This window comes from Bacillus sp. NEB1478 (assembly GCF_031582965.1).
In the GTDB taxonomy this organism is placed as follows: Bacteria; Bacillota; Bacilli; order Bacillales; family Fictibacillaceae; genus Fictibacillus.
Window position 1 is genome coordinate 1,624,718 of the sequence record NZ_CP134049.1, and the last position, 13,868, is coordinate 1,638,585.

Sequence of the window (13,868 nt, forward strand, 5' to 3'; positions counted from 1 at the left end):
CAGGAGGATTAAAACATGATTTCAGTAAACGATTTTAAAACAGGATTAACCATTGAAGTAGATGGCGGAATTTGGCAAGTGCTAGAATTCCAGCATGTTAAACCAGGTAAAGGAGCAGCGTTTGTTCGTTCAAAGCTGCGCAACCTTAGAACAGGCGGTATACAAGAAAAAACATTCCGCGGCGGAGAAAAAGTAGCTAAAGCTCACATTGAAAATCGCAAAATGCAGTACCTTTATGCATCAGGTGATACTCACACGTTCATGGATAACGAATCATACGAACAAATTGAACTAAATGCATCTCAAATTGAGTATGAACTGAAATATTTGCTTGAAAATATGACGGTTCATATCATGACTTACCAAGGTGAAACAATTGGCGTTGAACTTCCAAATTCTGTAGAGCTAGTAGTTGCTGAAACAGAGCCTGGTATTAAAGGTGATACAGCTTCAGGCGGAACAAAACCTGCAACTCTTGAAACAGGTTTAATCGTACAAGTTCCTTTCTTTGTAAATCAAGGGGACAAGCTTATTATCGATACACGAAACGGAGCTTATGTTTCTCGCGCTTAATTAATAGAAATCAGCCTCATTCCAGTGATGGAGTGAGGTTTTTTTATGCGGTTTGCTTTTTCGAAAATTGTAGAAAGGCTTAATTATTTTCAATTAGACTTAATTTTCTGTTGCTTAGACTTAATTAATAAGAATCAGACTTAATTCATCGTGAATTAGACTTAATAAACTCCAAATTAGACTTAAAACACGAACCCTCTCACAATAATTTCCTCTATCCTCATTACCTATTGAACTGATAATTAATTTTTCCCGTTTAATACCTCACACAATAATCAAAAAAGCATGCAACCCCCAATTTTTATGGTGATAAACCATATTATTTCATTCTTTACTCCTTTAAATAGAAGTTTATTCTCTTAACTCTTCTAAACGGCTCATTATTGGCATAAAGCATAAGGATAAGCCATACCTTTAAAGTACGAGCCTTTAAAAGGAGAGCCGGTTATGGAAAATATTTTTAAACTTTTCCCAGATGAATTGCAGCATCTATTAAAAACACAGCCTGTTCAAATTCTTCAATCCATAGAAGAGCTCCGAATCAGAATCGGACAGCCGTTAGAAATTTTATGTTCAGGAAAACCTGTCTATCCTTCTGAACGGCCGGTTTCTGCTGAGGAAGCCCAAGTTCTTTTGAATCGTTTAAGCCAGCATTCACTATATGCTTTAGAAGAAGAATTGAGACGCGGTTATATCACTATTGCAGGCGGACATCGCGTCGGATTAGCTGGAAAAGTTATAACAGAGCATGGCTTTGTGAAAGCCATTAAAGATATCAGCTCTTTTAACGTAAGGATTGCCCGTCAGAAAATAGGAATCGCAGAACCGCTGCTGCCCTATTTATTTCAAAAAAATTGGATGAATACTTTGCTGATTGGACCTCCTCAAACCGGAAAAACAACATTGCTTAGAGACATTGCAAGACTAGTCAGTTGTGGAGTCCATCAAAAAAACATCCCATCGTTTAAAGTTGGGATTGTTGATGAAAGATCGGAAATAGCGGGATGCATAAAAGGTGTTCCACAACACTCACTTGGCAGACGAGTCGATATACTCGATGCCTGTCCAAAAGCTGAAGGGATGATGATGCTCATCCGTTCGATGAGCCCTCAAGTCTTGATTGTGGACGAAATCGGAAGAAAAGAAGATGGTGAAGCCATTTTAGAGGCGATGCATGCGGGTGTGCAGATGATTTTCACAGCTCATGGAAGCAGTTTGGAAGATGCTTTAAAGCGACCTGTAATGTCTCCATTATCTGGTCTTTCATTGTTTCAGAGATACATTATTTTAAGCAGAGAAAAAGGACCAGGAACGATACAAAAGATTTATGATGGTGAATTTAAAGAGATTTACCGGTCGTCTGGCGGTGCATATTGATGAGCTGGATTGGTGCATTAGCTATTTTGACTGCAACTACGATCACGGGTTTTGAGTTCGCTAAGAGAGTGAGAGAAAGACCAAAACGTCTCAGAGAATTAAAAGTAACGCTCCAGGCACTTGAAGCTGAGATTATGTATGGCTCAACACCATTGAATGAGGCATTTCAGCATATCGGGCGACCATTGAAGGAACCGCTATCGTCCTTTTTTCTAACGATTTCTGATCTGTTGGATCAAGGAGATCTCTCCGTTCAGGAGGCTTGGGAAAAGGAATTGCTGGTTTTAGCGAAAGAAACATCTTTTAAAAGCGGAGAAATAGAGGTGCTTCGTCAATTTGGCGCAACACTTGGAAGACATGATAAAGAACATCAGCAAAAACAAATTCAATTGACGCTTGCTCACCTTAATCGTGAAGAAAAGGAAGCAAGAGACATTCAGGAGCGTTATGAAAAAATGTGCAAAAGTCTTGGAATTTTAATGGGACTTTTAATCGTTATCCTTTTAATGTAACAGGAGGAAATCGGTATGGGATTAGATGTAAATACAGTATTTCAAATTGCAGGATTAGGTATTATCGTGGCGATGCTGCATACCGTCTTAAAAATGATTGGGAAAGAGGATTACGCACACTGGGTAACGTTATTGGGGTTTGTTGTTGCTCTATTTATGGTGATTTCATTGCTAGATGACTTGTTTCAAAAAGTAAAGGATGTCTTTTTGTTCCACAACTAAGGAGGGAGATCGATTGGAAATCATCCAAATTGTTGGGTTTGGACTGGTTGCAGCATTTTTAGCACTCGTCCTTAAAGAACAAAAAGCTAATTTTGCTTTTTTAATAACACTTGTTGTTGGGGTGGGGATATTCCTGTTTCTAATCGATAAAATAGGACAGGTTTTATCGATGCTTGAGCGGATTGCTTTAAATGCAAATGTAAATATGATGTATGTAGAAACGCTTTTAAAAATAATAGGAATCGCTTATATCGCCGAATTTGGTGCACAGATTACAAGAGATGCAGGTCAGGGAGCGATTGCATCCAAGATCGAACTTGGCGGAAAAATCCTTATTCTAGTAATGGCTATTCCGATACTAACCGTCATTATTGAAACGGTTCTAACGCTTATTCCCAAATAAGAAGGCGGGTTGTAAGAATGACAAATCGTATGATGCGGACAAGCTTAGTAGTTTTTATCTTCTTTTTATTCTTCTCAGATGCTAAAACAGTTGCTGCTGCATCAAATAATTCTTTTACGGAAGAAATTGTAGAGCATCAAATCAATTCGATGCAGCTGGATGAGGTTAAGGATTATTGGGATAGCATTACGAAAGAATATGGAGGCTTCTTGCCCGAAAGTCAAAAAGGATCCTTTTTGGAGTTTGTGAAAGGAGATAAGCAATTTTCATTAAAAGCCTATATGTTAGGGCTGCTTAAGTTCACTTTTCATGAGCTGGTTGTACACGGCAAGCTTTTAGGGACATTAATTTTACTCACAGTGTTCAGCATGCTGCTCCAATCCATTCAAAATGCATTTGATCGGTCAGCGATCTCGAAAGTAGCTTATGGCATTATATATATGGTTCTTATCATACTTGCTCTTAACAGTTTTCATGTTGCAATTACCTATGCTGTAGATGCAATCGATAATATGCTTAATTTTATGATTGCCCTTATCCCTCTGCTGCTCGCTTTAATGGCGACAGTAGGAAGTATCGCATCAGTTGCTTTCTTTCATCCTGTTATTCTATTTCTTGTAAATACGAGTGGATTGCTTATCAAAAATTTTGTACTTCCACTTTTGTTTTTATCCGCTTTATTAAGCATTGTGTCTACGATGTCTGAACATCACAAAGTTACCCAGCTCGCAAAACTATTAAGAAATATCGGGATCGGATCTTTAGCTTTATTTTTCACTGTTTTTCTAGGCGTTATGAGTGTACAAGGAGCAACAGCTGCAGTAACAGACGGGATTACAATTAAGACCGCAAAATTCATAACCGGTAATTTCATACCGGTAGTAGGACGTATGTTTACAGATGCTACAGATACAGTGATGAGTGCTTCGATCTTGCTGAAAAACTCTGTTGGAATAATAGGTGTCGTAGTTCTCTTGCTCCTCGCCGTCTTTCCAGCTATTAAAGTACTAATATTGGCATTTATCTATAATATCGCAGCAGCTCTTCTCCAGCCATTAGGAGGAGGGCCGATCGTTGAATGTTTAGGAATTATCGGTAAAAGTGTCATGTTTATTTTTGCAGCTCTGATGACGGTATCCATCATGTTTTTTCTCGCGATAACTATAATCATAGCTGCAGGGAATGTAACTATGATGGTTCGTTAGGGGGTGCTGTATGAGCTTATTGACGGAGTGGGTCACCAATATTATTGTCCTTGTACTATTAGCAGGTGTTATTGAACTATTACTGCCCGGCAATCAGTTTCAAAGCTATATCAAAATGGTGATAGGACTCCTCATTCTTCTGGCTATGCTCTCACCTGTATTTAAAATATTGAACACAAACTTTGATCAAGTGTTTAAACAAATGGACCTGCCCGCTGCTGCAGACGCGGACGAAATAAAAAATTCGATAGAAACAAATAAAAGTGAAATACAAGATACACAACGTGCATATATATTAAAGCAAATGGCTGTCCCATTGAGAGAACAAGTTCAGGAGGAGTTGAAAAAGACGTATGGAGTAGAAATTGTCGATCTTCAAATCCAAACGGATCGTATTCGTGAACCGTTAAATCCTGAAGATATTTCTGGAGCAGATGTGGTACTAGCCCGTTATAAAAAACAAGAAGGAATATCAGAAGTTTCGGAAGTGGATGTTCATGTTTCTGATTCGAAAAAAATGCATCAAGATGCTGTTCCAGATGAGATTCTCCAATTCTTGTCAAGAGAGTGGCAGCTGGAATCTGAGCGAATAGTGGTGAAAATGGAAGGGGGAGAGGAGTCATCCCAATGAAACACTCATTTTGGGAAGGGATAAAAAAATGGCTGCAGCTAAGTGACAAAGCAGGGAATAAACAAAAATACTTACTAATATTGCTTCTGATGGGAATCGCTCTCATGTTCATCAGTAAAATGATTGACTCCCCTGCACAAACGAACTCTCTGGAAACAATTAATACGGAGACTAATACAAAAGCAGTTTTTAAGGAAGCGAAAGAAGTAACGAATAAAAATATTAAATCATACGAAGATCGCTATTCAAATGAACTGAAGGATTTGCTGGAGCAGATGCAAGGAGTTGGAAGAGTATCTGTTTGGGTTGAACTTTCGAGAACGGAGCAAAAAGCATTCGCTACCGATGACAGTACACAGCGTCAAACAACGTCTGAAAATGATAAAAACGGCGGGAAACGAACAATAGAAGATCAAAAAGTAGATGAAAAGATAGTAATTGTATCCAACGACGGAAAAGAAGAACCGATTGTTGTTACTACAGAAAAACCCAAGATTAAGGGGGTTGCTGTACTGGCAGAAGGTGCTGAAAATATTCAAACAAAAGCAATGATTATTGATTTAGTTACAAAGGTTTTTGATATTGGGAGCAACGAAGTTTTTGTAGGCCCAAAAAATTCTGAGGGGGAATAAAAAATGTTATTAAAGAAACAAACGGTATGGCTCTTGACAATGCTTAGTTTAATTATTGTTTTATCAGTCTATTACATTACTTCTCCAGGAAGTTCAGATGATTTAGCTTACCTTGAAGCAGGGAAGAAATCAGGTAAAGATGCAACGGTCTCTGGAGTAGCAAATGACGACATGTTCACGGCGCTTCGTCTTGAAAGAGATGAACTTCGTGATGAGATGGAGTCTGATTATGTATCTGTTGCAGGATCAGAAGATGCGTCAGCAGAGGTAGCAGCCGAAGCTTGGGAAAAACTTTCCGAACTGCAGTCACTTTCTATGAAAGAACAAACCGTAGAAACGCTAATTAAAGCAAAAGGGTTTAAAGATGCACTAGTAAATTCAATGGATCATGAAGTAAAGGTAATCGTTAAAGCCGATAAACTATCCAAAAAAGATGTAGTTCAAATCATGAATCTTGCAAATGAGCATTTAGGAACTAGTAAAACAGTAGCTGTTGAATTTCAAGCTGCAAAATAAGAAAAAGAAGGAAGCTGGATATTTATCCGGCTTTTTTCTTTTATTATCGTTTGTATTTCTTTATAATAGGTCAAAATAGATGAAAAGTTCTTTTATTTTCAGGAAACGCTTTCACAGAGGGTAAGATTACATTCTGCAAGTGAAGTAATACTGATTCTTACTATCTATTAACAGAAAAATATGATATATTACTTTTGCTAATACCTAGTCACAATAGAAGGTACTAAAATATGTTAAGGATTTTAAAGGAGTCGAAATTTTATGCTAAAAATACAAGAAATCCGTGAATTAATTAAACTAATCGACAAATCAAGCATTAATGAATTTAAATTTGAAAATGACGGTGCAAAGATTGTTTTGAAAAAGAACAATCTAACAGTATCTTCATATCAGCTGGAAGAATCTCAGGATCATCCTGTAGTCCAACAAGCTGCACCTGTTTCTCAAGTACAGGCCGCTGAACCTGCAAAGGCAGAACCTGAAACAAAAAATGAAACGGTAAAAGCAGAAGATGACGCTTCTTTACATAAGATTGTATCGCCAATGGTTGGTACTTTTTACGCCTCTCCATCACCAGATGCTGATGTTTTTGTGAAAACAGGTGATCAAGTATCCAAAGACAGCATTGTTTGTATTATTGAAGCAATGAAACTGTTCAACGAGATTGAATCAGAAGTAAACGGTGAAATTGTCAAGGTTTTAGTTGATAATGGACAATTAGTGGAATATGGACAGCCTCTGTTCCTTGTGAAAGCAGAATAGGGGGTATATTTATGATTAATAAGCTATTAGTAGCAAACCGTGGTGAGATTGCAGTACGAATTATTCGAGCGTGCAAAGAGCTGGGTGTTGAAACAGTAGCCGTTTATTCAGAAGCCGACAAGGATGCCTTGCATGTCCGTTTGGCGGATGAGGCTTATTGTATTGGACCCACTGCTTCAAAAGACAGTTACTTAAATTTTACAAATATAATGAGTGTGGCCACTTTAACCGGTTCTGACGCTATTCACCCTGGATATGGATTTTTGGCTGAAAATGCTGATTTTGCAGAACTTTGCCGTGAATGCAATGTCACTTTCGTTGGACCTAGTGCAGAAGCCATTAACAAAATGGGAATAAAAGATGTGGCCAGAGCAACTATGGAAGAAGCTGGAGTACCGATTGTTCCCGGTTCAGACGGGATTATTAGCGGGAAAGAAGAAGCCATTGAACTAAGCAATGAAATTGGCTATCCAGTAATTATAAAAGCGACTGCTGGCGGTGGAGGAAAAGGGATTCGAGTTGCAAAGAACGAAGCTGAACTCCTAAAAGGAATCGCGATCACCCAGCAAGAAGCTGCAACTGCATTTGGGAACCCTGGTGTTTATATCGAAAAATTTATTGAAGATTTCCGTCATGTTGAAATTCAAGTTTTAGCTGATAATCACGGAAATGTGATTCATTTGGGTGAAAGAGACTGCAGTATTCAAAGACGATTGCAAAAATTGCTCGAAGAAACACCTTCACCTGCTATAACACCTGAAAAACGACAAGAGATGGGTGATGCAGCCGTTAAAGCTGCAATGGCTGTACAATACTCAGGTGCAGGAACAGTAGAATTTATTTTTGACCATAACACAGGCGAATTTTATTTTATGGAAATGAATACTCGTATTCAAGTTGAACACCCAGTAACTGAGATGGTTACAGGAATAGATCTGATAAAAGAGCAAATTAAAGTAGCTTCAGGGGAAAGATTAAAATATCAACAAGAAGATGTTGAATTTAATGGCTGGTCCATTGAGTGCAGAATTAACGCTGAAAACCCGGATAAAAACTTTATGCCTTCAGCAGGAAAGATTGAAATGTATCTTCCTCCAGGTGGTTTAGGAGTTCGTATCGATTCAGCTGTATACCCTGGCTACACGATTCCTCCATTTTATGATTCGATGATTGCTAAAGTTATTACCTATGGAAATACTAGGAAAGAAGCTATAGATCGAATGAAGCGCGCGCTCAGTGAATTTGTTATTGAAGGCGTACACACGACTATCCCTTTCCACATGCGTTTGTTAAACCATGAAACGTTTGTAAATGGAGACTTTAATACTAAGTTTTTAGAAATCCATGATCTAACATCAAAAAGTAAATAATTGTACGGAGGTGCATGAGATGAACGAACTATCTTTTGAAATGGAAAGTTATGCTTCTGAATTAGGAAAAGTAGAAATTTCCCCAGAAGTTATTGAAGTCATTGCAAGTATTGCAGCTTCTGATGTTGATGGTGTTGCTGCGATGAGAGGCAGTTTTGCAAGTGGAGTAGTAGAGCGTTTAGGAAAGAAATCACATGGCAAGGGTGTAAAAGTTGAATTAACCGAAACGGGTATTTCCATTGATGTATATGTATCCATGAAATATGGCGTTTCAATTCCTGATGTGGCACAAAAGATTCAGGATCATATCCGACAAGCTCTCTTAGACATGACAGCTCTTGAAGCAACGGATATCAACGTTTTTGTAGTTGGTGTACAGTTTGAATCAAAAGAAAAACACCAAGAAGCACCTGAAGTTTACTGATTAAAAGGAAAATATGCGAAAGAGTAGAATTCCTATTGTGGAAATCTACTCTTTTTTTTCTAAAAAACTGAATGTTTTGAAGGATTTTAGTTGTTTTGTTCGGATTGTAACCTCTGCTCTTAGTATGGTATTATGCTAGATAGAAATTGTTCGCAAATAGAAAGGAAGTCGAAAGATGAAACGTAGACTTGCCAGAGAAAAAGCATTTCAATCGCTTTTTCAAATAGAAGTAAGTGATATTACCGCCGAAGAGGCAATGGAACATGTGTTAGATGGTGAACCATCAGATGAATTTTTGGAGAAAATCGTTATAGGAACTGTGGAAAATAAAGAAGAAATCGAACGTTTTCTTACTCCTTATTTAGAAAAATGGAGCTTTTCTAGACTTGCGAATGTAGAACGTGTTGTTTTGCAAATTGCTGCCTATGAATGGCTGTTTATGGACGATACACCTAAGAATGTTACGTTAAATGAAGCCATTGAGACTGCAAAAATATTTGGCGGTGAAGAAGCCGGACGTTTTGTAAATGGAGTATTAGGAAAGATCGTTGCTGAAATCCGCAAAAAATAATTTTTTGAGGGGGAAATAGAATGACTGTTTTAGATGGAAAGCAAATTGCAAAAGAGATTAGAGAACAGCTTGCTGAGGAAATAAAAGTTCTTAAGCAAGAAGGGAATACTCCTGGTTTAGCGGTGATTTTGGTGGGTGACCATCCCGCCAGCCGTTCATATGTCCTTGCTAAGGAAAGAACGTGTAAAGAACTGGGAATGCACTCAGTTTTGACAGAATTACCAGAAACTATTTCTGAAAGTGATTTATTAGCCTGCATCCAATCCTATAACAGTGATGAACAAATTGATGGTATCCTTGTTCAGCTTCCCCTGCCTTCTCATATTAATGAAACAAAAATTATTGAAGCAATAATACCTGAAAAAGATGTGGATGGTTTTCATCCTATAAATATCGGAAGAATGCACGCAGGTGATAAGCATGCTTTTATACCATGTACCCCGCTCGGAATTTTAGAAATGGTTAAGAAAACCGGGGAAGATATCTCAGGTAAACATGTTGTGGTTGTGGGCAGAAGTAATTTAGTTGGGAAACCTGCTGGTCAATTGTTTCTTAAAGAAAATGCTACTGTTACTTATTGCCACTCAAAAACGAAAAATTTAAAAGAACAGACTTTACAAGCTGATATATTAATAGCGGCTGTTGGAAGACCCAATATTATTACAGAAGATATGGTTCGCCCTGGTGCTGTAGTTATAGATGTAGGTGTCAATAGGCTTGAGAGTGGTAAATTGTGCGGTGATGTTGATTTTGAAGCCATTAAACCAAAAGCAAAACATATAACCCCAGTTCCAGGTGGAGTCGGACCAATGACAATCACAATGCTTATGAATAATACAGTGCTCGCATCTAAATGGAGAAAGAAGACAAAGGAAGTTCATTAATGCAAAACAATCGTTATGTTCCAATTTCTGCTGTTACGCGTTATATTAAAAGGCTTTTTGAAAATGACGGCAATCTGCAAGAAGTTTGGGTTAAGGGTGAGCTTTCAAATGTGAAGATGCATAGCAGAGGACATCTATATTTCACATTAAAAGATGAACAAAGCAGAGTAAGTGCAGTCATGTTTGCTGGCAATAACAGATATTTGAATTTCCAGCCTGAAGAAGGCATGAAAGTTCTCATTCAAGGCTCATTTTCCGTTTACGAACCACAGGGTCAATACCAGCTTTACGCAAAAACAATGCAGCAAGATGGTATCGGTAATTTATTTTTAGCTTATGAAGCTTTGAAAAACAAACTTGAGATTGAGGGCTTATTTGATGTTTCGCGAAAAGGGCAGCTTCCAAAGTTTCCAGTTCGTATTGGTGTTATTACTTCACCTACAGGAGCAGCAGTCAGAGATATTTTCACGACTATTAAAAGGCGGTTTCCATTAGCTTCAATTACATTATTTCCTGTTCTGGTACAAGGTCCAGGAGCCGCACCTTCTATTGTTAAGGCGATCGGTCAAGCGAATAAAGTAAATAAAGCTGATTTGTTAATTGTTGGACGCGGCGGCGGATCCATTGAAGAATTGTGGGCATTTAATGAAGAAATAGTAGCGCGGGCTATAGCAAATTCCAATTTGCCAGTAATTTCTGCTGTAGGTCATGAAACGGATTTTACGATTGCAGACTTTGTTGCTGATTTGAGAGCCCCTACACCTACGGCAGCTGCTGAATTAGCCGTTCCTCACCTCGATGAATTGGGCGACAGACTTCAGCACAGGAAAGTAAGATTAAAACGGGTTATGGAAGAATATTATTCAGGACAGCAGCAAAACTTAATGCGTCTTCAAAAGTCCTACGCTTTTAAATATCCAACACAGCTTATTAGACAAAAAGAACAAGAGCTGGACAGGAGTATTGATAAGTTAAAGAAGACAGTGGCGGGTTTTGTAGGAGAACACCAGAAATATCTTTTGCAAACTGAAAGGCATTTAGCATTATTCTCGCCAGCTGGACAGCTGCAAAAAGCAAGTGAAAAAGTGGAATCTCTGCATAAAGGATTAATTAAAGAATCAAACAGGTATCTAAAACAGCATCAAACAAATTTCTCTCATAAGATATCTCGGCTATCTTCACTTAATCCATTGGCTATAATGGAAAGAGGATACAGTCTAACTTATAAAAAAGGAAAAACTGAACTTGTGAAATCTATTAAACAAGTAAAAACTGGAGAAGCATTAACGATTAAGCTGAAAGATGGACAAATCGATTGTCATATAATCGGAACGGAGGGATCCTTAAAAAATGGCAGAAAAAACGAGCAAAAAAATGACGTTTGAGGAAGCTATGGAGCAGCTCGAGGAGATTGTTGAGAAACTCGAGCAAGGAGATGTTCCTTTGGAAGAAAGTATTGACCTTTATCAGCAAGGCATGAAGCTCTCAAAACTTTGTCATACAAAACTTAAGAATGTTGAGAAAAAAATGGATACGATTTTACATGAAGATGGAGAAGAAGAACCCTTCATCATTCAGGAGGAAGATCGTTGAGCGAATTTGAACAATATCTTAAACAAAAGAAAAAAATAGTCGAAAACAGGATGATGAATTATTTACAAGAGCTTCATATTCCTGAAACTCTAAAAAAAGCCATGATGTACTCTATTAGTGCTGGAGGGAAGAGGCTGCGCCCAATATTATCCCTGTCTGTAGTGGAAGCTTTCCAACATAATCCATTACATGTTCTCGATGCAGCTTGTGCAATTGAATTCGTCCATACATATTCACTCATTCATGATGATTTGCCTTCCATGGATGATGATGATTATCGAAGGGGTAAATTAACAAGTCATAAAGTATTCGGTGAAGCCAATGCTATTTTAGCAGGTGATGCATTATTAACTGAGAGCTTTACACTGATTGCAGAAAATAAGTATCTTAATGCCGATCAAAAGGTCAAATTAATCTCCCTTCTATCTGTTTCAGCGGGATCTGGTGGTATGGTTGGCGGACAAGTAGAGGATATAGAGGGAGAAAACAGAAAACTTTCCTTGCATGAACTTGAGAGTATTCATGAGAAGAAAACTGGAAAAATGCTGGAATGTTCTGTTTTGGCCGGCGGAATTGCGGCTGGTGCCACAGATGATGAGCTTACATATTTAAGGAATTATGCAAGGCATATGGGGATCGCTTTCCAAATTCAGGATGACATACTTGATGTTACAGGAAATCAAGAACAACTTGGTAAACCGATAGGCAGTGATGAGGCAAATAGTAAGACAACATACCCTAAGATTCTTGGTCTCGAAGGTGCAAAGAAAGAAATGGAAAATCACATAGAAATCTCTTTGCAATATTTAAGGAAAATTAACGCGGATACAGTCATATTAGCTTCTATTGCTGACTACATTATAAAAAGAAACCACTAAAGGATTGTTGTTGAGCAATTGTAATTATGGTATGATATTATTTGCTTTGGAGTGGTGCAGTATTCTAGTCAGCCCCCCATTCCTGAAGGCGGGCCTAAAAATCCGCCAAAGGGCACATCGATGAAGTTCCTTGTGTTGGCTTGAGGCGCCCAGCCTTGGGTTAACGCTGGGAGTTAAGGTTGAAGGGCGATCCACAATGGCATGTGGGCGATGACCCTTTTTCCGCGGAGGCCCCCATATTTGCGGTTCGTGTTCAAAAGACCTTACTGCGAAATGGGGTTTGAACCTGCAATGCCGCTTTTCTTGATTTCAGGAAAAGAAAAGGCGAGCAGCGTAGCCTGCCTTGAGTGGAGCTTGAGGGGATTATGGTGTGAAAAGCCAGTTTCGGTTGGCCGCTGATTTTGAGCTTTATACCATATGAAATCTTCTCTGCAAAAGAGGCTAGGGAATGTGCAAAAGGCTGTTGAGGAAAACTCCTAGACTGTTCTGTTATTTTGACACCTATTAGGGATTATAGTGCGGACTAAGTGGTAATCTAGTCTAACGTTTGGTGACAGCGTTAAGAAGAGAATAAAGGGAAACCGCGAATATGGCGACATTTCGTACTCTTCTGGGAAAACCTACTGGACCTAAGCCGCAGTCTTTACTTAATTTGGTGACCACTCCCTTATTACATAAAGTGACCAAAAAAGAAGGAGTTATGCATGAAGACTTCCTTTTCAAAAACACTCAAATGGAGTACAAGCATTGCCGTTATCACTCTTGTGTTAGCGGCTATTTTTACAGTTGTCTCTTCATTTTTCCTAAATGGTGTTTCTTGGGCCATTGGGATGGGAATTGTTTTTTTAATTGTATTAACAGGTGTTATTTTTGATATTATAGGAGTTGCATCCACTGCTGCCAATGAAGTTCCGTTTCATGCAATGGCATCTGAAAGGGTGATTGGTGCCAAACACGCAATTTTAATTACAAGAAATGCAGATCGGGTAGCGAACTTTTGCAACGATGTTATCGGTGATATTTCAGGTATTGTGAGCGGTACAGCTTCGGCCGCTGTAGTTGCAGAATTAACGATTTCAATCGGAAACAACCCAAGTTCCAATTTGGAATACATCGTTACTATCCTATTTACAAGTGTAGTTGCTGCTATTACAGTCGGTGGAAAAGCACTTGGGAAATCATATGCGATTAATCACTCAACCTTTATTATTTTTCAGGTTGGGCGTTTATTATATTTCATTGAGGAAAAATTAAGAATTAAACTGCTATCGCCTGCTAAAAAAGAGAAGAAAAGGCGTTAATGGAAAGAGAGGTT

At 38.4% G+C, this 13,868-nt stretch carries 18 protein-coding genes; all 18 read left to right on the forward strand.

Going from position 1 to position 13,868, the window contains the following annotated elements; translation table 11 throughout:
• The first annotated feature begins 15 nt into the window (after positions 1-15).
• Entirely contained in the window at positions 16-573 is a 558-nt protein-coding gene (efp, locus tag RGB74_RS07925; protein WP_310762438.1) for an elongation factor P, read from the forward strand.
• A gap of 447 nt (positions 574-1,020) precedes the next feature.
• Positions 1,021-1,950, forward strand: a complete 930-nt coding sequence (gene spoIIIAA / locus RGB74_RS07930; protein WP_310762439.1) for a stage III sporulation protein AA — start codon at positions 1,021-1,023, stop codon at positions 1,948-1,950.
• Positions 1,950-2,462: a stage III sporulation protein SpoIIIAB gene (gene spoIIIAB, locus RGB74_RS07935; RefSeq protein ID WP_310762440.1), complete on the forward strand. Its 513-nt coding sequence runs from the start codon at positions 1,950-1,952 to the stop codon at positions 2,460-2,462. Before spoIIIAA ends, spoIIIAB begins: the two co-directional genes overlap by 1 nt.
• Before the next feature lie 15 nt (positions 2,463-2,477).
• Positions 2,478-2,684, forward strand: coding sequence for a stage III sporulation protein AC (spoIIIAC, locus tag RGB74_RS07940; protein ID WP_310762441.1), 207 nt, complete (start codon positions 2,478-2,480; stop codon positions 2,682-2,684).
• Complete coding sequence (spoIIIAD, locus tag RGB74_RS07945) at positions 2,662-3,087, forward strand: stage III sporulation protein AD (protein WP_310762442.1); 426 nt, start codon at positions 2,662-2,664, stop codon at positions 3,085-3,087. Before spoIIIAC ends, spoIIIAD begins: the two co-directional genes overlap by 23 nt.
• A 17-nt stretch (positions 3,088-3,104) precedes the next feature.
• Positions 3,105-4,292: a stage III sporulation protein AE gene (gene spoIIIAE, locus RGB74_RS07950; protein WP_310762443.1), complete on the forward strand. Its 1,188-nt coding sequence runs from the start codon at positions 3,105-3,107 to the stop codon at positions 4,290-4,292.
• 10 nt (positions 4,293-4,302) lie between these two features.
• Positions 4,303-4,923 carry a stage III sporulation protein AF gene (spoIIIAF, locus tag RGB74_RS07955; RefSeq protein ID WP_310762444.1) on the forward strand — a complete coding sequence of 207 codons (621 nt, stop codon included), beginning with the start codon at positions 4,303-4,305 and terminating at the stop codon, positions 4,921-4,923.
• Positions 4,920-5,555, forward strand: coding sequence for a stage III sporulation protein AG (gene spoIIIAG / locus RGB74_RS07960; protein WP_310762445.1), 636 nt, complete (start codon positions 4,920-4,922; stop codon positions 5,553-5,555). The genes spoIIIAF and spoIIIAG overlap by 4 nt, the downstream gene beginning before the upstream one ends.
• Positions 5,556-5,558: 3 nt before the next feature.
• A complete protein-coding gene (locus RGB74_RS07965; protein ID WP_310762446.1) occupies positions 5,559-6,071 on the forward strand; it encodes a SpoIIIAH-like family protein in 513 nt (170 codons plus the stop codon).
• Positions 6,072-6,332: 261 nt separating this feature from the next.
• The gene (gene accB / locus RGB74_RS07970) at positions 6,333-6,833 is read left to right on the forward strand and encodes an acetyl-CoA carboxylase biotin carboxyl carrier protein (protein ID WP_310762447.1); all 501 of its coding nucleotides are present in this window, start codon (positions 6,333-6,335) and stop codon (positions 6,831-6,833) included.
• An 11-nt stretch (positions 6,834-6,844) separates the two neighbouring features.
• The gene (gene accC / locus RGB74_RS07975) at positions 6,845-8,203 is read left to right on the forward strand and encodes an acetyl-CoA carboxylase biotin carboxylase subunit (RefSeq protein WP_310762448.1); all 1,359 of its coding nucleotides are present in this window, start codon (positions 6,845-6,847) and stop codon (positions 8,201-8,203) included.
• Positions 8,204-8,222: 19 nt separating this feature from the next.
• Positions 8,223-8,627, forward strand: a complete 405-nt coding sequence (locus RGB74_RS07980) for an Asp23/Gls24 family envelope stress response protein (RefSeq protein ID WP_310762449.1) — start codon at positions 8,223-8,225, stop codon at positions 8,625-8,627.
• 175 nt (positions 8,628-8,802) lie between these two features.
• Complete coding sequence (gene nusB / locus RGB74_RS07985) at positions 8,803-9,198, forward strand: transcription antitermination factor NusB (protein ID WP_310762450.1); 396 nt, start codon at positions 8,803-8,805, stop codon at positions 9,196-9,198.
• Positions 9,199-9,218: 20 nt separating this feature from the next.
• Positions 9,219-10,082 carry a bifunctional methylenetetrahydrofolate dehydrogenase/methenyltetrahydrofolate cyclohydrolase FolD gene (gene folD / locus RGB74_RS07990; RefSeq protein WP_310762451.1) on the forward strand — a complete coding sequence of 288 codons (864 nt, stop codon included), beginning with the start codon at positions 9,219-9,221 and terminating at the stop codon, positions 10,080-10,082.
• Positions 10,082-11,467: an exodeoxyribonuclease VII large subunit gene (xseA, locus tag RGB74_RS07995; protein WP_310762452.1), complete on the forward strand. Its 1,386-nt coding sequence runs from the start codon at positions 10,082-10,084 to the stop codon at positions 11,465-11,467. The genes folD and xseA overlap by 1 nt, the downstream gene beginning before the upstream one ends.
• Positions 11,457-11,675: an exodeoxyribonuclease VII small subunit gene (locus RGB74_RS08000; RefSeq protein ID WP_396136056.1), complete on the forward strand. Its 219-nt coding sequence runs from the start codon at positions 11,457-11,459 to the stop codon at positions 11,673-11,675. The genes xseA and RGB74_RS08000 overlap by 11 nt, the downstream gene beginning before the upstream one ends.
• Positions 11,672-12,553, forward strand: a complete 882-nt coding sequence (locus RGB74_RS08005) for a polyprenyl synthetase family protein (protein ID WP_310762454.1) — start codon at positions 11,672-11,674, stop codon at positions 12,551-12,553. Before RGB74_RS08000 ends, RGB74_RS08005 begins: the two co-directional genes overlap by 4 nt.
• 704 nt (positions 12,554-13,257) lie before the next feature.
• The gene (locus RGB74_RS08010) at positions 13,258-13,854 is read left to right on the forward strand and encodes a hypothetical protein (protein WP_310762455.1); all 597 of its coding nucleotides are present in this window, start codon (positions 13,258-13,260) and stop codon (positions 13,852-13,854) included.
• Positions 13,855-13,868 lie beyond the last annotated feature (14 nt).